24 protein-coding genes are annotated in these 25,858 nt (G+C 59.3%); 8 read left to right on the forward strand and 16 right to left on the reverse strand.

Annotated elements, in window-relative coordinates; translation table 11 throughout:
- Positions 1-130 precede the first annotated feature (130 nt).
- Both AACL53_RS15110 and AACL53_RS15115 read left to right on the forward strand, forming a co-directional pair.
- A complete protein-coding gene (locus AACL53_RS15110) occupies positions 131-1,834 on the forward strand; it encodes a bifunctional diguanylate cyclase/phosphodiesterase (RefSeq protein ID WP_339085354.1) in 1,704 nt (567 codons plus the stop codon).
- Positions 1,835-2,075: 241 nt separating this feature from the next.
- Positions 2,076-2,774 carry a response regulator transcription factor gene (locus tag AACL53_RS15115; protein WP_339085355.1) on the forward strand — a complete coding sequence of 233 codons (699 nt, stop codon included), beginning with the start codon at positions 2,076-2,078 and terminating at the stop codon, positions 2,772-2,774.
- Between the two features lie 8 nt (positions 2,775-2,782).
- On the opposite strand, the gene AACL53_RS15120 is transcribed toward AACL53_RS15115, so the two are convergent.
- The 4 genes from AACL53_RS15120 to AACL53_RS15135 form a co-directional block, all read right to left on the reverse strand.
- The gene (locus AACL53_RS15120) at positions 2,783-3,487 is read right to left on the reverse strand and encodes a hypothetical protein (RefSeq protein ID WP_339085356.1); all 705 of its coding nucleotides are present in this window, start codon (positions 3,485-3,487) and stop codon (positions 2,783-2,785) included.
- Between the two features lie 111 nt (positions 3,488-3,598).
- Positions 3,599-4,135 (reverse strand): invasion associated locus B family protein, encoded by a 537-nt coding sequence (locus AACL53_RS15125; protein ID WP_339085357.1) that lies wholly within the window; start codon positions 4,133-4,135, stop codon positions 3,599-3,601.
- A gap of 156 nt (positions 4,136-4,291) precedes the next feature.
- Positions 4,292-8,440, reverse strand: a complete 4,149-nt coding sequence (locus AACL53_RS15130; RefSeq protein ID WP_339085358.1) for an autotransporter domain-containing protein — start codon at positions 8,438-8,440, stop codon at positions 4,292-4,294.
- A gap of 993 nt (positions 8,441-9,433) precedes the next feature.
- On the reverse strand, positions 9,434-9,676 hold the full coding sequence (locus AACL53_RS15135) for a hypothetical protein (protein WP_339085359.1): 243 nt from the start codon (positions 9,674-9,676) through the stop codon (positions 9,434-9,436).
- A 259-nt stretch (positions 9,677-9,935) separates the two neighbouring features.
- On the opposite strand from AACL53_RS15135, the gene AACL53_RS15140 reads away from it, so the two are divergent.
- Together AACL53_RS15140 and AACL53_RS15145 are read left to right on the forward strand one after the other, a co-directional pair.
- Positions 9,936-10,328, forward strand: coding sequence for a PilZ domain-containing protein (locus tag AACL53_RS15140; RefSeq protein WP_339085360.1), 393 nt, complete (start codon positions 9,936-9,938; stop codon positions 10,326-10,328).
- Between the two features lie 116 nt (positions 10,329-10,444).
- Positions 10,445-11,881 (forward strand): tetratricopeptide repeat protein, encoded by a 1,437-nt coding sequence (locus tag AACL53_RS15145; RefSeq protein ID WP_339085361.1) that lies wholly within the window; start codon positions 10,445-10,447, stop codon positions 11,879-11,881.
- A 26-nt stretch (positions 11,882-11,907) separates the two neighbouring features.
- Here AACL53_RS15145 and AACL53_RS15150 read toward each other — a convergent pair whose 3' ends face one another.
- The 9 genes from AACL53_RS15150 to AACL53_RS15190 form a co-directional block, all read right to left on the reverse strand.
- Complete coding sequence (locus AACL53_RS15150; protein WP_339085362.1) at positions 11,908-12,684, reverse strand: glycosyltransferase family 2 protein; 777 nt, start codon at positions 12,682-12,684, stop codon at positions 11,908-11,910.
- A 7-nt stretch (positions 12,685-12,691) separates the two neighbouring features.
- Positions 12,692-13,936 carry a class I SAM-dependent methyltransferase gene (locus tag AACL53_RS15155; protein ID WP_339085363.1) on the reverse strand — a complete coding sequence of 415 codons (1,245 nt, stop codon included), beginning with the start codon at positions 13,934-13,936 and terminating at the stop codon, positions 12,692-12,694.
- Entirely contained in the window at positions 13,933-14,826 is an 894-nt protein-coding gene (locus AACL53_RS15160; protein ID WP_339085364.1) for an NAD(P)-dependent oxidoreductase, read from the reverse strand. Before AACL53_RS15160 ends, AACL53_RS15155 begins: the two co-directional genes overlap by 4 nt.
- 81 nt (positions 14,827-14,907) lie before the next feature.
- Positions 14,908-15,834, reverse strand: coding sequence for a LysR substrate-binding domain-containing protein (locus tag AACL53_RS15165; RefSeq protein ID WP_339085365.1), 927 nt, complete (start codon positions 15,832-15,834; stop codon positions 14,908-14,910).
- A gap of 16 nt (positions 15,835-15,850) precedes the next feature.
- On the reverse strand, positions 15,851-16,900 hold the full coding sequence (locus AACL53_RS15170; protein ID WP_339085366.1) for a YeiH family protein: 1,050 nt from the start codon (positions 16,898-16,900) through the stop codon (positions 15,851-15,853).
- Positions 16,901-17,045: 145 nt separating this feature from the next.
- Complete coding sequence (locus AACL53_RS15175) at positions 17,046-18,077, reverse strand: cation diffusion facilitator family transporter (RefSeq protein WP_339085367.1); 1,032 nt, start codon at positions 18,075-18,077, stop codon at positions 17,046-17,048.
- A 129-nt stretch (positions 18,078-18,206) separates the two neighbouring features.
- Entirely contained in the window at positions 18,207-19,640 is a 1,434-nt protein-coding gene (locus AACL53_RS15180; protein ID WP_339085368.1) for a hypothetical protein, read from the reverse strand.
- Positions 19,641-19,794: 154 nt separating this feature from the next.
- Positions 19,795-20,589, reverse strand: a complete 795-nt coding sequence (locus AACL53_RS15185; protein ID WP_339085369.1) for a DUF1134 domain-containing protein — start codon at positions 20,587-20,589, stop codon at positions 19,795-19,797.
- Positions 20,590-20,863: 274 nt separating this feature from the next.
- Entirely contained in the window at positions 20,864-21,718 is an 855-nt protein-coding gene (locus tag AACL53_RS15190; protein ID WP_339085370.1) for a 3'(2'),5'-bisphosphate nucleotidase CysQ, read from the reverse strand.
- A 99-nt stretch (positions 21,719-21,817) separates the two neighbouring features.
- On the opposite strand from AACL53_RS15190, the gene AACL53_RS15195 reads away from it, so the two are divergent.
- The 3 genes from AACL53_RS15195 to AACL53_RS15205 all read left to right on the forward strand — a co-directional run bounded on the left by AACL53_RS15195 (position 21,818) and on the right by AACL53_RS15205 (position 23,189).
- Positions 21,818-22,000 (forward strand): hypothetical protein, encoded by a 183-nt coding sequence (locus AACL53_RS15195; protein WP_092867886.1) that lies wholly within the window; start codon positions 21,818-21,820, stop codon positions 21,998-22,000.
- Entirely contained in the window at positions 22,000-22,647 is a 648-nt protein-coding gene (locus AACL53_RS15200; RefSeq protein WP_339085371.1) for a histidine phosphotransferase family protein, read from the forward strand. The genes AACL53_RS15195 and AACL53_RS15200 overlap by 1 nt, the downstream gene beginning before the upstream one ends.
- A 173-nt stretch (positions 22,648-22,820) precedes the next feature.
- Positions 22,821-23,189 (forward strand): PleD family two-component system response regulator, encoded by a 369-nt coding sequence (locus AACL53_RS15205; RefSeq protein ID WP_092867888.1) that lies wholly within the window; start codon positions 22,821-22,823, stop codon positions 23,187-23,189.
- Positions 23,190-23,238: 49 nt separating this feature from the next.
- On the opposite strand, the gene AACL53_RS15210 is transcribed toward AACL53_RS15205, so the two are convergent.
- A complete protein-coding gene (locus tag AACL53_RS15210; protein ID WP_339085372.1) occupies positions 23,239-24,024 on the reverse strand; it encodes a hypothetical protein in 786 nt (261 codons plus the stop codon).
- 195 nt (positions 24,025-24,219) lie between these two features.
- A complete protein-coding gene (locus AACL53_RS15215; protein ID WP_339085373.1) occupies positions 24,220-24,522 on the reverse strand; it encodes a hypothetical protein in 303 nt (100 codons plus the stop codon).
- A 292-nt stretch (positions 24,523-24,814) separates the two neighbouring features.
- On the opposite strand from AACL53_RS15215, the gene AACL53_RS15220 reads away from it, so the two are divergent.
- A complete protein-coding gene (locus tag AACL53_RS15220) occupies positions 24,815-25,099 on the forward strand; it encodes a hypothetical protein (RefSeq protein ID WP_339085374.1) in 285 nt (94 codons plus the stop codon).
- Positions 25,100-25,194: 95 nt separating this feature from the next.
- On the opposite strand, the gene AACL53_RS15225 is transcribed toward AACL53_RS15220, so the two are convergent.
- Positions 25,195-25,458, reverse strand: a complete 264-nt coding sequence (locus AACL53_RS15225) for a hypothetical protein (RefSeq protein ID WP_339085375.1) — start codon at positions 25,456-25,458, stop codon at positions 25,195-25,197.
- Positions 25,459-25,858: the final 400 nt, after the last annotated feature.

The following is a 25,858-nucleotide window of genomic DNA, read 5'->3' on the forward strand; positions in this document are numbered from 1 at the left end:
TCGCGGCTCCAGCGGTCAGCCATCCGCAATTAAGGCTATAATAACTCTTTAGGACTACTTCTAAAGGCGCGGAACAACGGGGGAGAGGCATTCAAATCCCGCGCCTATCCGCAGATTCCTGGGGAAGCCGATGCAGCCTCTTTCGCCGATGACCAGAGCGTTGTGGGCCGCTGGCGTTGCTGCTGCATTGGGAGCGTCCCTTTTCGTCGCGACCACGATCTCGTCCGATAATTTCGTCGCGTTTCTGCCCGCGCACGCCGTTCTGTTGATAGCGCTCATCCTTTCATCCGACGCCAAATTGCGCTTTGTGATAGTCGGGTTCGCAGCGCTCACCTCCATGATGATCAGTAGCACGCTTGGGGGATCTCTGATCGCCGCTGCGGCCTTTGCCGCCGCCAACACGGGAGAGCTGTTGATCGCTGCCCTTCTTTTCGAGAGACATCGCCGCCCGTCCGATACGAAGACCGCATTCGCGTCCGCGAAAGATCCGAAGATGGAGTGGGGGCCACAATATTCCGCCGATCGCGATTGCTTAACCGGCCTCACAAGCAGGGCCCTCCTCATCGAGCTCGTCGGCGCCGCCAAATCCAGGAGCGACGAAGTTGCGCTCCTGTTCATCGATCTCGATAATTTCAAATCCGTCAACGACACCTTCGGACATAATGTTGGCGACCACCTGCTCAAAACCGTTGCGGGGCGATTGCGCTGTAGCGTGAAAGCTACCGACATTGTCGCCCGTCTCGGCGATGACGAATTCGCCGTGCTGTTGGACAGGGGCACACAGCCTGCAGCAGCCGAGATCGTCGCCAAGCGAATTTCGGATCTATTGAATGCGCCGACGACGGTTGGCGATCATGACATTCGTGTCGGCGCGAGCATCGGCGTTGCATGCTGGCAGCCCGACACGAGTTCGGCTTCAGAACTCTTCAGGCGCGCGGATGCGGCGCTTTACAGCTCGAAGTCGACGGGACGCGGGAATTACAAATTTTTCGAACCCGGCATGGACCGGCGACTGCAACAGCGGCAAGAACTCGAACAAGAACTTCGAAAAGCCGTCGCCGATCGCAGCTTCGACGTGCACTATCAGCCGATCGTGCGGCTCGCGACGAACGAAGTGATTGGGCTCGAAGCCCTCATCCGCTGGAGTCATGCCAAGCGCGGGATGATATCACCCGCCGAATTCATTCCGATCGCGGAGGAGCTTGGCCTGATTGCGCCGATCGGCGACTGGGTTCTTCGACGGGCATGCCACGACGCGGCCAGGTGGCCAGATCATATAAAAATATCCGTGAACTTTTCGCGAGCCCAGTTCGAATGTTCGCACGTCGTGGATCGACTGAAGTCGGCCCTGTCCGAAACCGGTCTTGCGCCCAATCGGCTGCAGCTTGAAATAACCGAGACGACAATCATGTCAGACTTTGCCAAGGCCAACGCGCTGCTCGGAGAACTTCGCGAACTCGGCATCGAGACCGCCATGGACGATTTCGGAACCGGCTATTCGTCATTGAGCTGCCTTCGAAACTGCTCTTTCGACAGGCTGAAGATCGATCGATCGTTCATCAACGACCTGACGACGAGCCTGGAAGCGAGATTGGTTCTTTCGACCATCGTCAAACTGGCGAGGATGCTCGGGATGCACACGACCGCCGAGGGCGTCGAAACGATAGAGCAGTACGATATCGTGAAGGCCGAGGGATGCTCCGAGATCCAAGGCTATTACTTCAGCGCTGCGAAATCCGCGTCCGAGGTATCAGCCTATTTCGAAACCGGTGGGAACGGCATCGCAGCAGCATCCGGCATCAAGCCTGCGAGCTTTGCTCAATCGCGATCATGACATTCCCGATCGTCGCGGCGAGCGCATAGCCCTTATTAACTAGTCTTCACGGCGCTCCATTCGTTGCAATTTAAAGTGGAATTGCCGTGGCGCTGATTAAGGGTGTTCATTTCCCGATTGCAACAATGCGCCGCTAGCCTTGGCGACCAGTGTTCGCTAATCCCTGCTCGTCGATCCGGGAGGGATGATTCCTATTCGCTAGTCATCAGCGATTTCCGGATGCCATTGGTACGGGACCGCGATGAAATCTTCCACCTCGAGCGAACCGCCCGTCTACGTCGTCCTCGTCGACAGCCGAGGTGTGATTATGGACGTGAACGCTAAAGCCGGAACGCAAGAGGGCAATCACAAAGTTGCCCTCGCCCGGTACCCAGTCGGCGACTCCTATTTCGATCACTGTGATGACGATAAGCATCGCTCCGAAATTCAATCGCTTCTCAAACGGAAGCGCAGCCTCATCTCATTCGTCGTACCTTCGCGGCCGAAGCAGAAGCAATGGTTCGTCGTCATCGGCGTTCCGGTCAGCCCGGACGTCGGCAGCGGCGCCGTTCTCATGCATGTCGATATCGCGGCGTGGGTGCCCGATGCGAAAGAAGCCGACACTCATCCCAAGGAGCCGAAGACTCCGGTGACGCTCAATCCCGGTCTTATCCAGGACACCATCACGCGGGCTCTCTTTCAACAATTCGGCCCCGGTTTTGGCGAGGCGCCGGCGACCCCAATGCTGCATCCTGACGTCGACTCCTTGAGTCCGAGACAGCGCGAAGTTTTGATGCTGCTCGGGGCTGGCAAGAGCAATGCCGAAATCGCCGAGGAAATTTCCTGCTCGTTGAATACGGTCAAGCGGCACGTGACGGCCGTATTGCAAAAGCTGCGTTTGCCTAACAGAACGCGGGCTGCAATGCTTGCAAATCAACTGAATATCCGCGTCAAGGATTAGCTCCGGCATCACGCCTGCAGACTCATTTTCGCCCTGACGTCGAAGGGCGGCTTTGCTGTGGTCCTCCGCTTCTTCCGTGCAGACGACAGCACCGTTTCGATAATGTCGGGCATTCGCGGTTCGCTTATCAGATGGACGATCGTTCTCGCAAAGGAAGCATCATCTTCGGAACGATCAGTTGGCGGCGACACGATGGACATTCGTATCCGCGGCGCCGTCGCTCGCGTCGCGGCAAACTTGGCCGCGAGAAACGCCGTCGCGATGGGTATCGCGGCAGCACTGGATGCTGGCGCTATACACAGAAAGTGCAGATCCCCGTCGATATAAGGAAGCACGGCGTCAAGGCAATGAAGCAGACGGCGTGTCTCCAGTTCGATCGCTTTTTCCGTCGTCATCCTCTGGCGCTTCGATGCAGCGATCTCGAGGACAACCACATCCAGCCGTTCGAACTGGGCGAATGCGATTTGAAAGAACTCGCTCACAGACTTCGGGCGATCCAAATCTATCGGTTGGCAGTAGACGCCATCGCGGCCATCGATTTTTGCGTCGAGCATTTCGAACTGGGCAGCCGAAGCGCCGAGAGCCAGCCTACCGCCCTGCTCCAGAACCAGTTCGTTTAACGGCTCGTCGTAACGGGCTTTGGCGGACGGAATCACTATGACTTTTCCCGTCAGCTCCCGAGCCGCCTCGTCATCATCTTGCTTCAGGAGCATGGCCGAACCCCGGCAACTTCCAATTGCATCATATAAAAACTAAGTCCATTAATGGATAATGGCAATCATGGGTTGTGCCTAGCGGGTGAGAGAGCCAGCATCCGAGAGGCGTTATTTGCTTTCCTTGAGATAGCCCGCATAGGCGTCCGGGAAACCGCGCGTCGAGAACGTGAAGTCGAGCGCCTGCTTCGACGTGTTTTGGACGACGGCGGATATTTTTGGGGCCTTCCGTATCTGCTCAAGCAGTGGCTCGGTTAGATCGAAGGACGCGAAACATCCCGTGCGTTGGCATGCGGTATAGAAGACGGCGAACGAATTCTCCTTCTCAAGACCCACGACGACGCCTGCCGGCAGCGATACGCCAACGGGCAGCCGGAAAGCCCCTTTGAGTTTGCCGGCCTGATCCCTGTGTATCGTCAGTACGCCGACCGGCTTCTTGAGTTTGTCGCTAACGAGCGTCTGTGACATCACGCAAGATTTGTGACCCTTCACAGGGGGCGTGCATGCCAAGACCCAGTCGCCGATGATCTTTCGCGTTGCCGGGTCGCCCGCAGCCTCGACAGTGGGCGGAACTTCCGCGGCATTCGCAATACCGAACGCGGCCATCGACGCAGCCCAGGCAGCGAAAAGCGACGCGTATTTTTTCATCCGAATATCTCCAGTTGAAGACAGCACACTTTGAAGACCGCAGACTTTGAAAACTGGATACTTTGACAACTGGATTCTGGGCCGCCGCCTTGCGGCACCAGAACCCCGCTGTGCGACCGAAGAACGATAGGGAGCCGTTCGTCCTTCGGCCTCACTTCACCAATCGACCCTGACGCCGAGGCTTCCGCCGTATCCGACGAAATCATCCTTTCCGAATTGCACGTTGCCCTTGGCAAAGGCGCTGAGCCCATTGCCGGTAAGGCTGAACATGTTGACACCGCCGGTGACTTCACCGAGGGCGCCGGAGAGGTTGTCCGTTGCCTCGAGCACGTAATCGCCGCTCGTCACGTCCGCCGTGTTGTTACCGAGGAATTCGTAGATGGCGCCAACACCGATGAACGGTTCATACTTTGCTTGCTCCTTCGCAATCGTCGTTCCGACGCGCACACCGAGACGACCGCGCAAACTGTCTCCGCTCGAGAAATTCACGGACGTATCGTAGATTTTCATGGAGTCGATGTTCGCGCTAACGTACGAGAGCGTGAAGCCAGGCTCGATAAACGCGTTGTTATACGTCGATCGATATCCGGCATCGATAACGCCGCCGACGGCGGTCACGCTCGCGTGCTCGTTCGTAGATTGGACGCCTGAGTATTTGACGTTTCCAAGGTTGGCCATGAACTGACCATCGATGAACCAACCGCCTTGCAGGTAGGTCACGTACGCACCCACGGCGCCGCTCTGGAAATCGGCGCTGTTTGCGGAGCCGTCAAAATTGAGCTGCGACCTCAGATAGCCACCCATTATGCCCGCCATCCAGATTCCATTTCCACCTTCAGTCGTGCGGATAACGTCGTAGCCCGCGATCACGCCGCCACCATCCAGCTGCGAATTGACCGAATGCCTCTCGACGGTGTTCATCAGCGTAAATGAGTGGTCCGTCGATCGCGATTCCGAAGATCCCAGAACCTTCGCCCAAGCGCCAGACGCCGGCTTTGCGCATCCCGCGGTCGAATCCTTGAGGCTGACTGGCGCACACGTCGTATTTAATGCCGTGCGCAAATCCGCCGTTCGGTCGAGCCACGCGCCCGACGCGTTGTGCCAGATGGATTGAGCTGCGGACGTCAGACTTGGGAGTTCGAAGAACGAATGGCTCGGGCTGCTGGCAAGAACCCATTCGTTCTCGCCATTAAGATAGAGATCGTACTGGAACATTCCCGTATCGATCGGGCCGTTGGCCAGGTAGAAACTGCCTTGCGGTAGAGATCCCGTGGCATTCACGACATCAATACCAGTCGGATTGTAGGCGCCAAACCCGGCTTTGACATTGTTGACATAGATCGCCGTGGAGCCCGTCACATCGCCGTTGATGATGAGCGTATCCGAGCTCGAGCTTGATGGGCCGGCAAGGAAGGCATCGACCTTCAATGCGCTCTCGCCATCAACTCCGTGGAATGTCAGCGTACCCCCATCAGTTGGAACGAGCGTAAAGGTATCGCCCGTATATCCGTCCTGAAGATCGATCGTCCCGGTTACACCGACGCCGCCGTTGTTGAAGAATTCGACGCCTGCGAGAACGGTGTTGTCGTTGTAGGACGGCGAGTCGGGATCAGTTGTATAAATCGTTCCCGTGTTGTTGAAGGCATCCGCCAATCCGCCGCCGAGATCGCTGGTGCCGGTAAAGTGCCAGCTATCGTTGCTGGTGTTGTTGAAAGTGTTCGCTGCCTCCGTACTGCCTGCATTCGACAGATCGATGCGCCCGATCATCGTGCCAGCATTGTTTATGGTGACAGCGCCGCCGCTCGCATCAACAATAAGATCCGACGTCGACTCGCGAGAAGTGCGAATGAGGCCGCCGGCATAGTTGTTGATTGTCGCCCCATCTTCGCTCGATAGCTCGATCGTCGCATCGTATCCACCGGAGCTTTGGATCAAGCCCGATGAATTGATCGTTGCAGAATTCGCATTGATCACAACCGCACCTTCTCGGCCTTTGATCGCGCCGTCACCGTTGTCGATGGTGACATCTCCATCAGCTTCGACATCGATGCCGGTTCCGCGGCGGCCCTGGATGGTGCCTCCGCCGTTGTCGACGGTTACATCGCCGTCAACGTGCCGGATTTTGATGCCGTCTTCGCGGCCCTTGATCGACCCGCTCTCATTGTAGATTCCGACGTCATCATCGACGTTGCTGATGTTGATGCCGTCGCCCCGCTCACCGCGAATTCTGCCGCCGTAGCTGTTGGCGATGATTACATAGTCATCGACATTGCTGATATTTACGCCGTCGTCATGGCCAGTAATCTTGCCGCTGAAGCGATTGTCGATGCCGACGTTGTCATCCACATTGCTGATATTGATGCCGTCTCCTCGCTCGCCAACAATCCTGCCGCCGTAGCTGTTGACGATGATTACATCCTCGCCGACATCGCGGATATTGACGCCGTCGCCCCGTTCGCCAGTGATCCTGCCGCCAAAGCCATTGGAGATGGTTACATCTTCGTCGACATTGCGGATCTTCACGCCATCGTCATGGCCGGCAATCCTGCCACCGAAGCGATTGTCGATGCTGACATCATCATCCACATTGCGGATGTCGATACCGTCGTCATGTTCGCCCGTGATCCTGCCGCCAAACCGGTTGTCGATCTTCACATCATCATCGGTATTCTCAATGTGGATACCATCGTCATGTCCGGCGATCTTTCCGCCGAAGCGGTTTTCGATGCGGACGTCACCGTCCGTATCCTCAATGCGGATGCCGTCACCTCGCCGGCCCGTAATTTTTCCGCCGAAGCTGTTTGATATTTTAACGTCATCGTCCACGTCTTCGATCTGGATGCCGTTGTCGCGCCCGGTGATCCTTCCGCCAAAGCGGTTGTCGATGCTGACGTCGTCTTCGACGTTTCTAATGTCGATGCCGTCGTCATGTTCGCCCGTTATTCTGCCGCCGAAGCGGTTGTCGATCGTGACACGGTCGTCTGTATTCCGGATGTGGACGCCATCATCTTCCCCGGTGATCTTGCCCCGGTGCGCATTGTTTATGGTGACGTGTCCGTCGATGTCGCTGGCGCGAATGCCGTCGCCGTCGTAGCCGGTGATGCGGCCGCCATAGCGGTTATCGATGCGAAAGTCGTCGCCAACCTGGGAAATAGTGATGCCGTTGTCGCCTCCGGTGATCGTGCCGTGGATGTTGTGGATTTTGACGTCGTCGCGAACGCGGCTGATATCGATGCCGTCGTCATGGCGTCCCGTGATCTCGCCGCCGAAGCTGTTGTTGATTGTGACGTCGTCGCGAACGTCACGTACGCGAATGCCATCATCGCGTCCGGTGATTTTGCCATCCCAGTTGTAAATGGCGACGTCGCCGCGAACCCTTGAGATATCAACGCCATCGTCGTGACGGCCCGTGATCTTGCCATCGTCGTTATAGATCGTGACGTCACCACGGACTCTCGAAATCTTGACGCCGCTGTCGTCGCCGGAGATTTTGCCGCCGGATTCATTGTCGATCGTCACGTCATCGCGGACGTGGCTGATATCGATACCATCGCCTCGCTTGCCGGTTATCTGACCGCCGTGGCTATTCGAGATCGTCACGTCGTCGCCAAGGTCCCGAATCTGAATGCCATTGTCGCGACCCGTTATCCGGCCACCGAAGTCGTTCTGGATGCGCACATCGTCGTTGACTTCCCTTATGTCGATGCCGTCGTCATGCTTGCCGGTTATGCTGCCGCCAAAGCGATTATCGATGGTGATACGATCGTCGACGTCTCTGATGTGTACGCCGTCGTCATGGCCGGAGACGCGGCCGCCGAAGCGGTTATCAATCTCGACCCTGCCCTCGGCGTCGTCGATGTAGATCCCGTCGTCCCCATGGCCGATGATTTTGCCCTTGAAGCTGTTATCTATCGAGATTTTGCCGCCGACATCGGTGATCCTCACACCCTCTTCGGAGCCCTCGATCCTGGCGTCGTCCCAACCCCAACCGAAACGGTTCTTCACCGACACGTTGCCGCTGATGTTGTCGATCCATACGCCCGGCCCCTCGACATTGGAGATGTAATCGCGGTCATTGTTGACCTTGGCTTTATTCTGGTCGTGAATATAGACGCCGCCGCTCGGGTCCGCGGCCACTGCTCCGCTGCCGACCATCAAGCTCAGCGCCAACGCGGAGATGAAGCAGGGCGGAGGTGCGAACAGCTGAAAATGACGTCGCTTCGGCAGCCATCGTCCAATCCCGGATTGCCCGTCGTTGCGATTTCGGCCGAGGCTGTGGAGCGCTGATGCGCGCTTACGGTCCATGCAATAAGTCCCCTGAATGTTAGGACGCAGCACACGCAACATCGCGTTCGGAAAAGCGGACGCCTTCCGTTCGAATTGGCGGCGCGGTGAATGACACCGCGAATCGCGAGTTGTAGTTATTAGGTACTATATGAGTAGTAGTCATAAAAGGTGCCCGCGCACCGGAACCTCGTTTCGATTCACATAAATCTGTGCGCTGACCGGTTATTCTGGGAACCGTGGCCTAATCACCTCAGCCGTAGTCGCCGCATTGACGAACGTGTCGGCACGCAGGGATTAGAGAGCGGTTTTTGACGAGAGCCTAGCGCCACACCCTGCGCCGATTACGGAGCAGCAGCGGCGATCATCAACATCAACATAGCCATCTGGGAATCAAGCGATCGCGCGCTACGGGCCACGCGGATCGAGCGGACCGAAGTTGGAGTCGCCTCCGAGCCTCTGAACGGCATCGGCTACATTGGCTTCGAGTGAAGCCGATGATTTGTTCGCCTCGTAAGGCGCTATCGATCGATGATGACTCGGGAGCTCTGCGCTCTGTTCCACCGGATGCTGATATCTGATTGCGCAAGGCTCCGTTGGCAGCGAGACCAATGCGGCGCGCCACTCCTCGAGCTCGGAACAAAAGCGCTGGACGTCGAATTCCAGCCTGCTGCGATGTTCGATCGCGTATTCAGACGCGCCCGCCTGATGCTTAGATGCTGCAGCTCGCCGCAATGCCGGTTGACGGCGAGGCTGGTCGTTCGCACGGCTTTTCGGGCTGTCTGGGGCGTTTTTTGGCGTTGACTCGTCCCCGCGCGGGTTTCGTCGCGATGCGTGGCGACGGACACCGTCGGCTATGTTGCCCGTCATCTCGACAATGCCGGCACTTACGCGGGCGACGGAAGAAAGAGAACTTTTCATCTTTTCATTTATCATCGCGAAGGCTGGCCGCATTGCTCATGAAAGGACGGACCTCGCGGGAGGGCTTGCGAGACCGCACGCTCCGCGCCCGCGCTACATCTGCCGAAGCGGCTGATGAAAATCGTAGCGCGCCAGCTCCTCCGAGTTTTGACGATAGTCGCGGTCTTCGGCAGCCTTGATGGTGTGACGACTGATGACCTGCGATAACTCCTGGATAGTCCGCTTGCGCGCCGCACCGGTTACGGCGAGCACGGTCAAGATCTCCTGGATCAATTGCTCCTCGACAGCTGCATCCTGCCGGTAGGCTTCAAGGACGGCCTCAAGTTCTGGTCGCATAGTCTTCTCCTCGAATCGAGAGTATTAACCTTAATTAACTAGTCCTTTGGGTGAAATGCAACGTTTCGTCGTGCCGGGCATTGTCCAAAGTTGTGGAATGGATCGCGCGCGTCGGTTTTTCGGAACTGTCGTAACGATCTGATAATTCTTAGATAGTACTTTGTAACCACTTTGAATCGCGTTCAGAGCAGGCCGTGTTGTGGGTTACCTCTCCCGGCACGCTCTGACAGTTCGACGATGGTTGGGGGCGGATGCCGCAATGGCTTTGTCACAGAATTTTTTGCGCAGACGGGATCCGAGGCAGCGGGTCAGCTTTACTGCGATCCTGGAGTGCCGGGGCGTCAGTCAGAACGTGAGGGTCGTCGATTTTTCCGCTACCGGTCTCCGCGTCGATGGAATTCAGGGTCTTGCGACCGGCGACCCCATTCAGATCTCTTTCTCTCCCGACATAGTTCTCACCGGCGAGATCGCGTGGTGCGTGTGGCACAAGGCGGGGATCAAACTGGTATCCGCCCTCGACGAGGCACACCCGGCGTACCTCTTCCTGTCAGACCAGGCCTCCGCCATCGAGCAACTGCGCATTCGAGCCATCGCAGCTATCGCCAAGGAGCGAGCGGGCAGCACCGGTCATTCCGGCTCCGGATCGCTCTAAGCCTGGACGCGCGTGACAGTCTCGCGCATGGTTCCCGGTCTAAATCTCAAAAATGCGCTCGGCGGCTCCGCTTTTCGGCGAGATCTCCGTTTGAACGTGTTTGCCCGGAGAACTCGATGGCGACGAATCAATGGCCTTCGCTTTCCGACCTGATCGATGACGGCGAGACCCCAGCGGACGGGCTTCACGGCAACGTCGCGGCATTCGATGCCGCTGCGGCCTCGGCTACAGAACTGCTTCTCGAAGGGTTGCAGGTGGCTCGCACCGGCGAGCTCGATGCCGCCGCAGAGCTCTTCGCCAAGGCGATCGTGAAAGAGCCCGACGCGGCTGAAGCGTACGAAGCGCTGGCAACTGTTCTCATCCCCATGGGCCAGCTCGAGTTCGCGGCGAGAGCCAAAGGAAAAGCCATCAGCCTCGGCTACAATTCCGCATCGTCGTGGGAGATGCTGGGCGACATATTCATCAATCTCGGCCAGTTCGACGAGGCTGCGGAAGCTTACACCACGGCCCTCGGTATTGAGCCGAGCGCACTGGAGTTGCATAGCAAGCTCCAGTCCGCCGTTTCGCAACGGTCGGCTCCTCTCACGTCCGCGTCCGTCGCGCCGCCAGCTGTTCAACCCGCTGCGCTGCCCGATGCAGACTTGTTTGGGCTGGAGTTCCTCAGCAACGACCTCATCCCTCCAGCATGGCGCCAGGTCACCATCGTGACGATCACGCCTGAGGGCAATCCGCACTCGGCTGCGTTCGACGATCTTACGCTCGGCTTCGAGAGCGCATTCAAATCGCTCGGCGTCGACGTTCAGCGCAAAACCAATGCGCTCGGAAACTCCGGCATCAATCTGCTGCTCGGCGCTCATCTCATTGGCACGCAAGAACTTGCGGACCGAATTCCGTCGAACACGGTGATCATCAATCTCGAGCAGGTCACTGGATTCGATGTGCGCTCGCGACCCGTCTATTTGAGCCTTTTGAGCCGGCTCGCGGTTTGGGATTACAGCGTGCGCAATATCGAGGCGTTGCGCCGCCTTACGGGCAACAGGTACGTCCGCCATTTCAGCATCGGCTACACGCCGGAGATGACACGCGATCTGCCGCCATCCGAGCAGACGACTGACGTCCTCTTCTACGGCAGCACCAATCCGCGCCGCCAAGCGATCCTTGCGGGACTGATGGGAGCCGGGCTCAACGTCAAGCATCTCTTCAGCGTTTACGGCGAGGCGCGAGATCGAGCGATTGCGGAAGCGAAAGTCGTTCTGAACGTGCACTTCTACGAAGACAGCATCCACGAGATCGTCAGGACCTCGTATCTTCTCGCAAACCGGAAAGCGGTCGTGTCGGAGTGCGGCCCTCGCACGGAGATCGACGAGGACATCAGAAGCGCAATGCTGGCCGTGCCCTACGACGATATCGTCAGGAGCTGCGTAGCGCTCGTGCGCGATGAGCCGCGCCGTCAGGAACTCGAGCGACGGGGCTTCGAGGTGTTCACGAAACGTGATCAAGCGAGAATATTGCGCGAGACGATTGCCGCGACGGAAATGCCAAATTTCGGCTAGCCGCGCAGTCGCGGCGTTCAGCCGTATTAAGCGGCGTTACGCAATTTGCTGCTCAAGGGCCTGAGCTTCGACCAGCGCCCATCAAGCTCGGCGATGTCGGCCTGATGCTGGGCACCGAAACCGTTCTTGACGTCGAAGCTATCGCGCCGGTGCGAAATCTGAAGCTTGCGTGCCTTGAATGCATTCGACCACGGACTGAACCCGTACCACCTGATCGATCCGAGTTCGCGGCTGCCGTTACATTGGCTGGGCAAATGCGAACCGTGACGGCCGGGTGTGTAGGCGCCGATCGCGTAGCGATGATAGAGCCTGCTTCGGGTCGGAAATGTCAGTCCCGGTATGGCGAGAGCGGCGAAGTCGATCTCGTCCTCCCAAATGCCTGTTGCCTTTTGTTCGACCAGGGACCGCAACGGATCGGGCGGATTGTTCGGGTCGGTATCGACCATCACGGCACCCGGCAGGCGCACGCCGGTCAAGTCGTGCTGAGTGATCAGGCGCTCCATCTTCTCCAATCCTGGAGCGACGAAAAACTCGGTGGTGTTGAGCGCGAGTTTCCAGGCGTCCGGAAAGCGCTGCTCATGCTTCATCACTTCGAAATCGCACAGAAGCGCTGCAAACGTGGCGTTTTCGGAGGAGACGATTTCCCAGTGGGGCACGAGCTCGCGGCAGATCGCAACGGAGTCGTCCGTCGAATGATAATCGATCAGGACGCCGTGATCGAATATCTCGCGATGATGGCGAAGCCACCAGGGCAACAGATACGCTTCGTTGAAGAAGTGCGAGATGACGACTCGCTTGGCCATTGCAGCCTCACCCGATCTCAACAAGCTTCGGAAAATAGATCACGAATTTCGGCGAAGCGCTGCCGCTGTGCCGCCTGATCTTCGCCATCAGCTCATCGGCGAAGTTCCAGGCGCCGATGAGAAACGTCGTGTCGTGGGCGATGTCAGCCGCTGCGCTGAATGGCTCGATCGCATGCGGCGTGCCCGGGATGGTCAGCCCGACCTTCAAGGAGGCTTCGTCGAGATAGACGTCCGGAACAATGCCTGCAGCGCGAACGAACGTCAGGGCCTTCGCGGCGACGCCGACGAGCGCAATTTTTCGGCCCGCAGCCCGATGCTTTTTCACGACGGCTGCGGCGGCGCTCATTGCGGTCTTCGCGCCGTCGGCGAATGTTGCGTATGCGTTCAAGACCTCGGGGCCTCCAAGGTCGCGGGACAGCGAGGGTGGCGTCGGCGACGGCCACGCGACGGAAAAGGGTTTGCTGCCATCAAAAGCAAACGGCGCGACGTGGTCTTCCGATCGCCGGAGGAACGACAAGAGGCTTGTGCCGTGCACCGAGGTGAGCTGCGAAGCTTCGACGCGCAAGCCGTTGTTTTCAGCGAGGCGCGCCATCGAAGCGACGGTGTAGAACGAGTAATGCTCGTGATAGACGGTATCGAACTCGCCGTTGGCGATCATCAATGCCTGGCTGGTCTGGATTATCGCGACGCCGCCCGGCGCCAGGCATTCGCGCACGCCGCGCATGAACGTCGCCGGGTCCGGCGTGTGCGCCGCGACGTTCATCGCGACGATGATGTCGAACTGCCCCTCCGGCCGGGCGTCGGGGAAAAAGCCGGTGACGACTTTCCTGCCGGCCGCGGCAGCGATCTTGTTGAGGTTTTCCGCGGGATCGACGCCGACAGCGTCGAAGCCTCGTGCTTCCAGGCACCCCAGAAGGCTGCCGTCGTTCGAAGCGATTTCCAGAACACGCGCGCCGGGCCTACTCGCGCGCAGCAATGTGTCTGCGAACCACTCGAAGTAAGCCTTGAGCGTTCCGCTCGTACCGCTCGCATAGAGGTAATGCTTGAAGAGCTTGGCCGGATCGACGAAGTGGGTCAGCTGCCCATGCGTGCAGGTTCGGCAGATCGCGAAACCCAGAGGAAAGGCTTCGTACGGCTCGTCAGGCTCTGAGAGAAGAAGGTTGGCCGCCGGCTGGATGTCCAATTCCAGCAATGGCTTCGCTTCGCCGCCGCAAACGATGCACGTGCGCTGTAGTTCGCAATCTGCGGTCATGATGCTGCTTGTAGCTCGGGGTGATAGGCCTCGCGGAAGCGCTCACAGCGTTCGGCGATGCTGATGGGTCGCGGCGCGCCGCACAGCGACTGGATCTTTTGGCAGTTCATCTGGAAGGAGTAAGTCAGCGCGTTGCCGTGGTCGACGACCGGCACACCGTGGAACGCTGCGATACTATCCGCCAGCTGACCGATGCTGACGTTGAGCGAACCCGTGTTGAGAATCGGCGGCAGATCATTGCGGAGCTCGACAATCCTCAGGACGTAATGCGCGAGGTCTTCGAGGAAAAGAATATTGCGATAAGATCTGCGATTGCGCACTTGAACGCAGCCGTCTCGCATCGCTGCGATGTTCATCGCGTTGAAGATCAGCTCCGGCCGCAGCAATGCACTCATCCCGCAGACCGTTCCGAGGCGCAGGCCAGTTATCGCGTTCGCGAAACAGCGGGCGAGCGCATCCATCGAAACCTTCGAGCAGTCATAGGGGTTGACCGGGTCGAGCCTCGTCTCGGATTCGTCAAGCGAGGGCGGCGCGATGCCGTTCTCCGACATCATCACCGAATAGACGCTCGCGGTGCTGGCGTAGATCAAACGCGCATTGAGCGGCTTGCGGCGCGCAAAATGGAGAAGGTCGAGGCAGTTGTTGGCGAGCGCGCCGTCGGGATCGCTCAGCGACATCGGAACGCTCGAATGTCCGGCGAACCAAAGGATGACCGAAAAATCCGCTAGATCCGCGATGGTCAGTTCCTGGTACCGGCAGCGCATCGCGTTCGGGACGCCTGCGAGGCGGTCGACGTTCTGATCGCACACCGAGACGTCATGTCCGGCCTGCACCAGGGCCGGTAACAGGTAGGACCCGACGTAGCCATGTCCGACGAGAAGAATTTTCATGGCCATCCCCGAGTCATGTGCACAGTAGCTGATCTGTTCCAGGTTCGCCTTGCGCGTGCCTTGTGACGATTGCCGGACTGATCATTTGGCCGGTGGCGCCTCCTTTTCCCGGCGTCGTACGGGTGCCGTGCCCGCCCCGACCAGCTCCAGAAGCGCCAATTCGGCTTGGCTGACGTAGCGCTGCTTATGTTGCAAAACGTGGAAGGAGCGGCGCGGCAAGGGAAAATCCGGCGAAACGAGCCTGCCCGCAAGCAGCGCCGATTCCACGACCAGATTTGAAAGGGCCGCCGCTCCGACGCCGGCTTCGACGGCGGCACACACTGCCTCGTTCGACGGCAACTCCAGAGCAACATCGAGATCGGCCAGGGACAGCGACAACGCCCTGAGCGCACGTTCGAATTCGGTTCTCGTTCCCGAACCCTGCTCGCGCAAAACCCACTTGATCGACATGATATCGGAGCGGTCAAGAACAGGCTTCGCGGCAAGAGCGTGAGCCGGCCCCACAACAATGATGAGCCTGTCGCCTTCGATGCTGCGCACCGAGAGGTTAGGATTGTCGATTGCGCCTTCGATGAAGCCGATGTCTGCCGCGCCGTCATGGGTCGCGGTTGCGACTTGTTGCGTGTTGCCCGCGCTGAGCTTCAACTTGATGTCGGGATAACGCTGATGAAACGTCGCGAGAAAGGGCGGAAGCCAATAGTTGATGATGGTCTGGCTGGCAAAGATCGACAGCGTGCCACGCTTCATTCCGGCCAGATCCTGCAGCGCCTTTTCAGCCGTCGCAGCGCGCGCAAGAACGCCTCGCGCTTCATTGAGAAATATGCGACCGGCGTCCGTCAACTCGATGCGGCGGCCAACCCGATCGAACAGTTTCACCGCATAGCGCTCTTCGAGCGCGGCGATTGCGGAACTCGCCGCCGACTGCGTGATGTTGATTTCCTGGGCTGCTTGCGTCACATGCTGGCGCTCGGCGACGGCAACAAAGATGCGCAATTGCTCGAGCGTCATGTGGTCCTCTTCACGGTCAAGTCGCGAGTTTAATCAGAGCCAGGCTAAAGCCCGCAATGAATAGCGACGATAGAGCGCCCAGCAAAAGCGGCTTGAGGCCCTTGGCCTTGAGTTTCGCGATGTCCGTCTCGAGGCCCATTGCCGCCAGCGATATCGACAGCAGGAAGGTCGTTGACGGAACGATCGCGGCCTTAAGTTCGGATGGAATGACGACCACGCTGTTCAACGCTACGAGGGCGATGAAACCTAATAGAAACCATGGCATCGGCGCATTTCGCGCGGCCGCCGCCGTCCCTGGGTGTCGCTGGCGCCGCGCTGCGAGAAGGCCGAGGCCGATCACCATCGGTGCGAGCAGCATGACACGACTGAGTTTGGCGATGGCTCCAAACTCGCCGGACGACTGGCCATCTTGAAATGAAGCCGCGACGACTTGAGCGATCTCGTGAATTGAGGCGCCGGCCCATAAGCCGAATGCATGTGGACCGAGGTTCAGCAGACCCGGCAGGAGCGGATAAGCAAACATCGCGATCGACCCGAAGATCGTCACGCAAGCGACGGCGTACGCCACGTCTTCGTCGTGACCTGTGGTGACGGTATTTGTTGCGATGATGGCGGACGCACCGCAGATCGACGTTCCGGCTGCGATGAGTTGAGTGAGCTTGCGATCAACGCCAATCATGCGCCCTAACCAGGTTGTGAACGTGAACGTCGCCAACAACGTCGCAACAATGATTGTAAATCCGTGCGAGCCGACCTCTGCGATCTGCTGTGCCGTCAACTGAAAGCCGAGCAGGATGATCGCGAAGCGGAGGATGCGGCGAAGCGAGAACGCGACACCGTCCTTGGCCTGCGGGGGCGTGCCCACGATATTGTGAAAAGCCATGCCAATGACGATCGCGAGGATCATCGGGCTGAAGGTCGCGACGCCCGGGATTTCGCGAAGGGCAAAGGCCGCGCAGGCGATCGCCGTTGTCAGAAAGAGCCCCGGCCAGATGCCTCGCCCAAATGTCGCACGCACGTGCTTCGCTGGCGAGGAGCGCGGAATGACTGTTGCGATTGGAGGCATGAAATTCTCCGGCTAAGCTCTGCCGCAGCATGCCTTCCGTCTCAACATCATTCCAACGCAAAATCTTTCTCAATTCAATCGATTTTACTTATCGATCCCTGCAAGAGCTGCGTTTTCGCGGAGCCTTCTAGAGCAGCGGCAGGCTTCAAGCGTGCGCGTTATGCGTAGCCGGGGTGCTGCTGCCCGCGGTGCAGCCTGCGCCCAGGCCACACGGGGCATCGCTGCTGACTTCGAATTGAAGGGTTGCGTGACGGATCTCAAATTGGTCGTGGAGCATTTTAGCCGCCATTTCGATGAAAGCGTCGCCCGGGTGCCCGTCCGGCATGACGAGGTGGCACGTCAACGCCGTTTCCGTCGTGCTCATCGGCCAGATGTGGAGATCGTGGATGCTTACGACTCCGGGCAGCTGCTGCAGCCGGTTCTGCACGTCCGCAGCATCGATATTCCCCGGCACTCCGTGCATCGCGAGCCGCATAGAATCCTGCAGCAGTCCCCACGTGCTCCAGACGATCACTGCAGCGATGATGAGACTGACGATGGGGTCCACCCAGTACCATCCCGTCAGCAATACGGTGATACCAGCGATTACAACGCCGAGCGAGACGGCTGCGTCTGCCATCATGTGCAGATAGGCGCCGCGGATATTGACGTCCCGTTCGCCGCCTGACGCAAATAGCCAAGCAGTGAAGCCGTTGACCAGGACACCGGCGAATGCCACGACGATCATCATGCCGCCGGCTACGGGCGCGGGCTCGATCAACCGTTGAACGGCTTCGAGCACGATGGCGCCCACGGCGACGAGCAGCAGAACCGCGTTGGCAAGCGCCGCCAAAATCGTCGAAGATCCGAAGCCATAGGTGAAGCTCAGGGTCGGCCGGCGCTTTACGAGGACGCTTGCGCCCCAAGCCATCAGAAGACCAAGCACGTCTCCGAAGTTGTGACCTGCGTCCGCGACGAGCGCCATCGAGTTGGCAAAGAAGCCGGCAATCGCCTCGATGAGGACAAAGCCGATGTTGAGGCCCGCACCCAGCGCAAACGCGAAACCGAAATCCTTCGGCGCATGGCTATGGCCGTGAGATCCGCTCCCGTGATTGTGACCGGCGTGGTCGTGGCCGTCATCGTGTCCGTCATGCCGGTCGCTTCGTCGGTCTTCTCGTGGGTCTGGGGCTTCGCTCATGATCCGCCGCTCGCGAGAGGAATTGCAGGGCAACGTAACGCCTACGCTGCCCGATAAATGGGAATTTCGGCTGACAACGCAATCCGAGAACGCCTGGGTCCCCGAGTCCGATCCAATCGTTTCAGTCTGCTAGCGTTTATCGATGCCGCTTATGCGCTCGAGAAGTCGTGGACGATGGGGAGCCGGCACGGGGTTATCCGCATTCTTGTCGGCTTCGCCGGCCGGTAACGGCGGGGGCCGGTCGGCTCTCTCGGGGGCCGCATCGCCAGGTCCGCCAGCACCATTGCCGTTCAAGGCGCGCAGGTACGATCCTTGGCGTTGATCGGGGCGCTGATCAGGGCGCTGATCAGGGCGTTGGTCGGGCGCTTCTGTGCCATCGCCGTTCGACGGCTTGCCGGCAACATTATCCGAGGGTCGCGGTCCGCGAGGCGCTGAAATGCGTTCGGCGAGCGACGGCCTTGCCGGGTTTGACCTATCGGATGGCGTTTCGACAACCGTCTCGGGAGTTATCCGGCGCAGCTCTTCGTGGAAGCGGAGGGCTTGGCGCGACAGGCGCTCCTGCCCCGAGGCGATTTCGGCGCGAAGTTCCGTAATGACGCGGCGCTGGTTTTCGAGTTCGGCCTGCAGAGCGCTGAAGTCGGCCTTCTCCATCATACCGGCGGCCGGCGCATCCTTCTCTTCGTAGACCTTGAGTGCGGCCCGGAGCTTCGCCATTTCGGTCGACTTGGTATCAACGGCTGCCTGAAGATCGGCAACGCGATCCTCCAGCGCCATCCGCTCGGCGTCGTCGCCGCCGATGCTCGACTTCAGCGAGGTTAGCTCGGCTTCCGTCCTGGCGAGCGCGAGCAGAAGCCTCTTGATCTCTGCATTCTGTTCGTCGCGATCGGGAGACGTTTGAGCGACGGCGGCCGCGCCTTTCAAGCGTTCGATCAGTGCTGCCTGTTCGCGCGTCTTCTCCCGCATCGCCTCGAGCTCTGTGCGAAGAGCAACGTTGCTATCGGCACTCGCGCCTGCAGCGGCGCCACGATTGCGAATGGCTCGCGTTTCGAGCGTCGTACGCAGCTGCGCCAGCTCTCTCTCGCGTTGCTTATTGAGTTGCAATGCCTCCTCGAGCGCCGCAGCCTGCTTGGCGCTCGTTGCAGACAACGTCTTGATTTCGCGATCGCGCGTTGCAAGCAGCTTTCGTGTTTCGGCGAGACGCTGCTCGACTTTCGGGAGCCTATCGAGGATCGCCTGTTCGAGAACGCGGCGGGCATTTTCGTGCTCCTCGACGCTCATCTTCTGGTCGGCGATCGCCTCGGACAATTCCTGGATCTTCGCGTCGCGCCGGTTGACCTCGACCCGCTGGCGGGCAGCGGAAAGGCCGGCTTCCTCGAGCTTGGATTCGAGGCGGTGCAATTCCATCGCGAAGTCAGCGCGCAAGCGGTCCTTGTCGGCGCGAATTTCGGCTTCGGTGAGCGGGAGCGTCCGCTTCAATGCTTCGGAGGTAAAGCGTTCGACGCGGCGGCGGTACGCAGGCAAAAGCACAACCACGATCAGGGCCGCGATTAGAAAGCCCAACATCACGAGCATCGCGGCGGAAAGGGTTATCAAGAAAACTCGCCCTGCAATGAAAAGCTTCGCGGCCCCCGCCGACAGCAACGTTCCCAGACCGGCAGAGAAACCCCCTTTTGGGTCTCACTGCAATATCGAACCAGCACTGAGCCGACCACCGGCATCAGAAGGGGTTCCAGGTCGGACTCCTTGTATACTTCAAATAACCCACGTTGGCACCCAGTCGGAGGCCTACCCCCGCCCTAATCGGCGCTAACGAGACATGACCTGACTTCTGAAACTGCACGCTCACGCCGCCTACGAGATAAGCCGAACCCTCAACGCCGCCGAAACGATCAAATATGTCGTTCGGATCGCGGAGGTTGTAGACGAGCGTCATGACTTTAGATCCGTCGGCGCCGAAATCATAGCCGACAGAAGGGCCTTGCCAGTAGACCCTAAAGGAACCGGCATCCTTCGTGTAGAGAGTTCCCTCTCCGTAGGCCAGACCGGCGACGAACGCTCCGGCCGCGTCCTGTCCCAGAATGTAACCATTTGGCCGGCCAGCCTTCTGGAAGGCCCATTCGATTGCCGACGCCAGGCCGCCGCTGATTTTTCCGAAGAAGCTGTTCCCTGCGCGGATGATTTCATCTTCCGAGTACGAACTTCTGTCGGACGGGGGCGGACCGGACTCATAGCGTTCATCCCTGCCCGCGCCTTGCGGCGGCGGAGCGTAAGGGGTGCCGTAGCCGCCCGGATCGCCACCCTGGTCCCCACCTGGGTTGCGGGGACCATTGTAGGGGCCATAGGGATCGCCGCCTGGGGCGCCGCGCGGCGGAGGGGCGTAGCTATTGTCAGGGGGCGGCGGAGATGAGCGGTACGTGTCGACGCCGCTTTGGCCGGTGTAGGTGTCGGCGGGCGGCCTATAGGCGTCGTCTTGCGCCCCGGCGCTCGAGCCACCAACAATCAGGCAGGCCATCAGACTGAAGATCGATGCACATGCCGCATTCCTGGCCACATTCCTGGCCGCACCTTTAGTTCGCGCTATTCTGTCGAAGCCGCGGCGCCGCATCGGCGTGACCCCTCACTTGTTCTTTTTCGCAACACGTTTTTTGGCAGGACCGGGTTTTGACAAGATCTGGCCCGGTCATCGCACGCGATGCGTGCACCCTCCACAAGACCGAGCGTGCGCCCGAATCCTATTCTACAGATTCGCCGCTATGTGTTGCTAAAGTATGGCCGGTTCGCGTTGCCTATGCCCTCGGCGCTGCCAATTCGGTCTCGCCGCCGCTCCAAAGCGGCTGGCGTCCCCAGGCGATGAAATAGGGATTGCGGTAGCTACGTTCGAAATGCCCGTACGTCAGTAGCGATCCGTCCAATTTCGTGACCGTTCCTCCGGCGCCCTCGAGTATGGCTTGGCCGGCGGCGGTATCCCATTCGTATGTTTCGCCAAACCGCGCGTAGAGGTCGCCTTCGGCGGCAGCGATGAGGCAGAATTTCATCGACGATCCGAGCGGTCTCGTGTCCTGAACCTTGAGAGTTGCCAAGAGCCCAGCGCTCGCACTTCCAACGCCCCGGCTATTGAACGCTACGAGCGCTGCCGGATCAGGGGTACGTGTGACGAGGCGCTTGAACTGCATTGCTGCAAACGGCAGTTCGTCTTTTTGAGAAAGCTTGGCTTCGTAAGCGAAGCCGTCCGACCTCGTCACGAAAAGGCGCTCGGACGGTGGCAGATAGATCAAACCAAACCGCGTCTTACTGTCCTCGACCAACCCGATGTTGATGGAAAACTCCGGCTTGCCGCGGATGAACAGCCGCGTTCCGTCGAGCGCGTCGACGAGGAAAAAACGCTTCGCGTATTCGCATTTGGCGCCGGCCGCGATCTGCTCCTCCGCAACGACGGGCACATCCGGCGCAACCGCCGCCAACGCCGCCAGCAGAATGTCCTCGGCCTCACGATCGGCAGCCGTTACGGGCGACCTGTCGGCCTTTTGCTCGAACTTCACGCCGTTCGTGAAGTGCGCCATCTCTAGGCGCCCCGCCTCACGGACAGCCGGAAGCAAGGCTGCGATCAGTGCATCGTGATCGTTGACGTCGATTGGCGACATCTTGAAGCAAACCCCATTCGAATCAGTTGGCGCGGAGCGAGCCCGCGATTACGAATACGCTTGACCGCGCCCCAGCTCTTACCGTGGCGCGTAAGACTCATGTCTTCCATGAAAATCCGGGCCTGGACGGCCCACCGGCCGCGAGACTTGGCAACCGTCGTTCGGCGCATGTATCAGAGCATGGGGCATTATCGCAAGCCGCCTCCGCCGGTTCGCGTCGCGCTGTCGCGCTTGAGCTGCGGCACACTCTCGATCGAGAGAATCTCAGAAAAGGGTCACTAATGAACCAGCGCGTTCCGCCGACCGATCTCGAACTCGCGGCAATGATCTCGAGCAAGATCTGTCACGACATCATCAATCCGGTCGGCGCTATCTTCAACGGACTGGAAATCCTCGACGAGGAGGACGACGAACAAGCGAAGAGCTATGCGCTGAACGTCATCCGGAACGTCACGGAACAGGCCTCCGCGCGATTGGAATTTGCCCGTTTTGCATTCGGCGCCGCCGGATCGGCCGGCAGCATGATCGACCTGACGACCGCCGAGAAAATTTCTCGCGGCTTCGTCGCCATCACGCAGGGCAAGCACAAGCTGATATGGCGTGGCGCGCCGGGTCTCGTCGCCAAAGACAAGGTGAAGCTTCTTCTCAACCTCATCGCTTCGGCTGTCACGGCATTGCCGCGCGGCGGAGAGATCGACGTTTCCATCGGCGGCTCGTTCGAGCAACCGACGTTCCTGATCAGGTGCAAGGGCACAGCTGCACGGCCGCCTCAGTATCTAACCGACTTCGTCGCCGGCAAGCCGCTTGCGCTCGATGCCATCACGATCCAGGCGTACTACACGTGGCGCATCGCGCCGTCGGCTGGCATGAGGCTCGAGATTCTGAAGGACGGCGCTGATATTCTTCTCGTCGCGAAACCAGCGAGCTGAGGTTGACCGGGACGGCTTGAGCCAGAAGCGATCGGGCCTCCTGATCGCGGCTGCCTTTCCGCTATACATCTTAAGAGCACGTTAGTATTTTACGTGCACTTTTCAGAACATCGTTTGCTCTGGTCGCCTTGCTGTCGGTTGGTGCAGCACTCTGCTTGCGAGACGCCCTCGATATGCTTCACTGCTTCATCATCGATGATTCCGAGATCGTCCGGAAATACACCCGGCTTATTTTCGAGAGCTTAGGCTTTCGCGTCAGCGAGGCGGACAGCCCGATCGCCGCGATAGAGCGGCTGGGCTCGGAAGCGCCGGATTATATCCTACTCGATTGGCGCATGCCGGGCTCGAACAGCATCGAGTTCCTTGGGAAACTCCGCGCGCTGCAGCTGAGCGTTCGGCCCTACATCATTTATCTGGTCACCGAAAACGATCCGCTCGAAATCCAGCGGGCGCTCACGCACGGCGCCGATAATTTCCTGTTGAAGCCGTACAACCGGCAGATCGTCGAAATGAAGCTTCAAGAAATTCGAACCGCCGCTTGATCAAACGGCGGTTCGCGAAACAAGCCCGAACTTCAATTGGCTGTTGGCTTTACTGAGCTCCGTCGCCGTCTGTTGGCGGCAGAGGAGTCGGATAGCCTGCGTCGTCGGCATCCGCCTTGGCCGGAGCCGCAGCCGGGGCATCTGCCGGCGCTTTCTGCGCTTTGTGCTTAGCGGGCTTCGCCGGAATATCGGGTAACGATCCCGTCTCGACCTTCGAGACGTTGTGGATCGGCTTCACGACAGCGTCAGACGACGCGTCGGCGGCTGCGCTGGCGTCGGGCGCCGGCGCTGCTGCTTCCTTCTTCTCCTCAGGCTTCTTCGCCTTGTGGGCAAGGACAGATTTCGGATCGGGCACCGGCAGAGCGGCCGTCTTGTGGGTTGGCGCAACGCTGTCCGTGTGGGCCGTTGCTTCCTTCGTTACGCTCTTTTTCGCCGGTTTCGCATCGGCCGGCGTGACGTCGGACGCGGTTTTCTTCTCCGGTTCAGCAGCAACGTCGTCGGCTGAGGATTGTTCGGAACCGGGGAGCGACGAGCCACCCCAGCACACCGTCGCTTCCGCGGTGCAGGTGTGCTCATCGAAAACGATGAAATTCAGAAACAGCTCGCAAGACACGGTCTTCTTGCCGGTACGGAAATCGCTGACTCCGCGCTCAGTCATTTTCGATTGAATGAGCTTGTCGAGCAGATCCTTGGCGTCTTTGGTCGGGCCGTCTTTGCCGTAGTCGTTGACCGTGAAGCCGTAACGCTTGCACTCCGCATTTGCCGAAACGGCTGTTGCAACGGCGAAGGTCGCGGCCAATGTGAATGCGGAAACAAGTTTGACCGAGAAGCGCATAACGTTAGTTCTCCCTCAAAGCCCCACCTTGAGATCAGGCTGCCTTTCTATTGTCAGCACAATGGCAAGACGAGGGCGAGTGGCGCATCGGCACCAGTTGACAGGTTTGTCGCCGGAAGAAGGAAAAACCCACAGCATCACGGCCGCCGGTGTGACCAGGCGGCCATTATGCTCAGCAATACCAATGGCCTATGGCTAGTGCATGTAGGGCGAGTTGCCGCCCCAGATGCTGCCCACGCCCGAGTCGAAGAAGAAGCTGTTGTCGAAGGGGCCAGCTATCGTCTGCTCGCGGAATGACGGCGGACCGACGTGGCGCTTCCTGCCGCGGTTGGTGCCGTAGGTGTTGATCGAGTCTGCCTTGTCGTAGGAGTAGCCGCCGCGCTTGTGGCGAATTGCATATCCATCCGACGAAGACTGGCCATCCGCAGCGATTGCGGGAGCGGCTATGCCGAAAAGCAAAGCACTGGCGAAGATGGCCGAAAGAATCCTGATTTTCATCGCTGTAGCCTCTCTGCGCCGTTCAATATCGAGCAATTCTATAACCCATAGATACTGAAATTATCATTGCACGAGCCGAAGAAATGGTCGCGCGCCACAATTGCGCGCAAGGCTGTAACTTCTCGACAACGGATCTGTGAGTTTGGTGACCGTCGCGAAGCGAGGCTTGGCGATTTATTCGCCGGGTGTGGTACGATTCCCACTGTGGGAGCGCCAAAGGGCGCGCGGCTTCTCCGATGCGGAAAACCGCACGGCTTTCGCTGTTGTCCCATTGGCCTCGTGGAGACAGCGCATGGAATATCTTCCACTGATCATCCAGCTCCTCAGCGGTGCTCTCGGCGGCAATGCCACCGGTGCTCTGATGAAGAATCTGAGCCTTGGAACGCTCGGCAACGCCATTGCGGGTATCGTCGGCGGCGGCATCGGCGGGCAAATTCTCGAGCAAGTCTTCCATACAGCAGTCGCTGGCGGCGCCATGGATCCAACTGCCATCATTACCCAAATTGTGGGATCCGGCGTCAGCGGCGGCATTCTGACGGCGATCGTCGGCGCTCTTCGCAACGCCATGGCGAAGTAACGTTCAGGCAGCAAAAAACTCGCCGGCACGGCGGCCGGCGAGTCGCAATTTTCGAGGCTCGTCTCAGAAAGACTCAGCTCAGAACGAATGGCGGTTCAGCCGCAAGCCTTCTGTCGTGCGGTGCAGTGCGGCAAGCCGACCGACGACGTATCGCACTTGACCCTTACGGCGCCACGCGCGGTCCAGCCGTGGTTTTCAATCGAGTGCTTCAGCGCCTGGCCAGCCATGAACTTCGCGAGATCTTCCGTCACCATGACGGACTCGCCGCCAGCGAGAACGCAGCCGGCGTATGCCGAGCTCGAAGCCATTCCAACCGTGGCCGCAAACGCGATGAGCCCCGTACGAATAAGTGTCTTCATGTCTTTAGTCTCCCTGGACCGGTGCGTAATACCGGCATCCGAAATCTCGCCGACGAGCGCATATGATGTTGCGCATCTGACGAGCCGCTCCCCATCCCGGATATTCGGCCGTCGTCACACCTTTGTTCAAAGCCTCGGTTTCGAAGCTCTCAATGCGGAACAGACCAAATGCTTCGAAGCGCGTCTCCGAATCGTTCGGACTGACCGTACGCATCATAGCGCCAATGCACGCGCAACGCTGTTCCCCAACTGCGGCAAGCGACCAGCAAATCGCGAATGCGTAAGACTCGTCGTACGTCAAAGCGACGCGGAATTCGCTTGAGCTTGCCGTCGGGAATGCTCAAGCCAACACTTACCCGGCGTCGCGACCGAAGCCGAGACGCGAGCAAGTCAGTCTTCA

It is taken from the genome of Hyphomicrobium sp. ghe19, from assembly GCF_902712875.1.
Lineage (GTDB): Bacteria > Pseudomonadota > Alphaproteobacteria > Rhizobiales > Hyphomicrobiaceae > Hyphomicrobium_B.

Bases quoted from the DNA above. Each gene is read 5' to 3' on its own strand.
- AACL53_RS15110 (WP_339085354.1), top strand. From the start codon at position 131: ATGCAGCCTCTTTCGCCGATGACCAGAGCGTTGTGGGCCGCTGGCGTT.
- AACL53_RS15115 (WP_339085355.1), top strand. From the start codon at position 2,076: ATGAAATCTTCCACCTCGAGCGAACCGCCCGTCTACGTCGTCCTCGTC.
- AACL53_RS15120 (WP_339085356.1), bottom strand. From the start codon at position 3,487: ATGCTCCTGAAGCAAGATGATGACGAGGCGGCTCGGGAGCTGACGGGA.
- AACL53_RS15125 (WP_339085357.1), bottom strand. From the start codon at position 4,135: ATGAAAAAATACGCGTCGCTTTTCGCTGCCTGGGCTGCGTCGATGGCC.
- AACL53_RS15130 (WP_339085358.1), bottom strand. From the start codon at position 8,440: ATGGACCGTAAGCGCGCATCAGCGCTCCACAGCCTCGGCCGAAATCGC.
- AACL53_RS15135 (WP_339085359.1), bottom strand. From the start codon at position 9,676: ATGCGACCAGAACTTGAGGCCGTCCTTGAAGCCTACCGGCAGGATGCA.
- AACL53_RS15140 (WP_339085360.1), top strand. From the start codon at position 9,936: ATGGCTTTGTCACAGAATTTTTTGCGCAGACGGGATCCGAGGCAGCGG.
- AACL53_RS15145 (WP_339085361.1), top strand. From the start codon at position 10,445: ATGGCGACGAATCAATGGCCTTCGCTTTCCGACCTGATCGATGACGGC.
- AACL53_RS15150 (WP_339085362.1), bottom strand. From the start codon at position 12,684: ATGGCCAAGCGAGTCGTCATCTCGCACTTCTTCAACGAAGCGTATCTG.
- AACL53_RS15155 (WP_339085363.1), bottom strand. From the start codon at position 13,936: ATGACCGCAGATTGCGAACTACAGCGCACGTGCATCGTTTGCGGCGGC.
- AACL53_RS15160 (WP_339085364.1), bottom strand. From the start codon at position 14,826: ATGAAAATTCTTCTCGTCGGACATGGCTACGTCGGGTCCTACCTGTTA.
- AACL53_RS15165 (WP_339085365.1), bottom strand. From the start codon at position 15,834: ATGACGCTCGAGCAATTGCGCATCTTTGTTGCCGTCGCCGAGCGCCAG.
- AACL53_RS15170 (WP_339085366.1), bottom strand. From the start codon at position 16,900: ATGCCTCCAATCGCAACAGTCATTCCGCGCTCCTCGCCAGCGAAGCAC.
- AACL53_RS15175 (WP_339085367.1), bottom strand. From the start codon at position 18,077: ATGAGCGAAGCCCCAGACCCACGAGAAGACCGACGAAGCGACCGGCAT.
- AACL53_RS15180 (WP_339085368.1), bottom strand. From the start codon at position 19,640: ATGTTGGGCTTTCTAATCGCGGCCCTGATCGTGGTTGTGCTTTTGCCT.
- AACL53_RS15185 (WP_339085369.1), bottom strand. From the start codon at position 20,589: ATGGCCTGCCTGATTGTTGGTGGCTCGAGCGCCGGGGCGCAAGACGAC.
- AACL53_RS15190 (WP_339085370.1), bottom strand. From the start codon at position 21,718: ATGTCGCCAATCGACGTCAACGATCACGATGCACTGATCGCAGCCTTG.
- AACL53_RS15195 (WP_092867886.1), top strand. From the start codon at position 21,818: ATGTCTTCCATGAAAATCCGGGCCTGGACGGCCCACCGGCCGCGAGAC.
- AACL53_RS15200 (WP_339085371.1), top strand. From the start codon at position 22,000: ATGAACCAGCGCGTTCCGCCGACCGATCTCGAACTCGCGGCAATGATC.
- AACL53_RS15205 (WP_092867888.1), top strand. From the start codon at position 22,821: ATGCTTCACTGCTTCATCATCGATGATTCCGAGATCGTCCGGAAATAC.
- AACL53_RS15210 (WP_339085372.1), bottom strand. From the start codon at position 24,024: ATGCGCTTCTCGGTCAAACTTGTTTCCGCATTCACATTGGCCGCGACC.
- AACL53_RS15215 (WP_339085373.1), bottom strand. From the start codon at position 24,522: ATGAAAATCAGGATTCTTTCGGCCATCTTCGCCAGTGCTTTGCTTTTC.
- AACL53_RS15220 (WP_339085374.1), top strand. From the start codon at position 24,815: ATGGAATATCTTCCACTGATCATCCAGCTCCTCAGCGGTGCTCTCGGC.
- AACL53_RS15225 (WP_339085375.1), bottom strand. From the start codon at position 25,458: ATGAAGACACTTATTCGTACGGGGCTCATCGCGTTTGCGGCCACGGTT.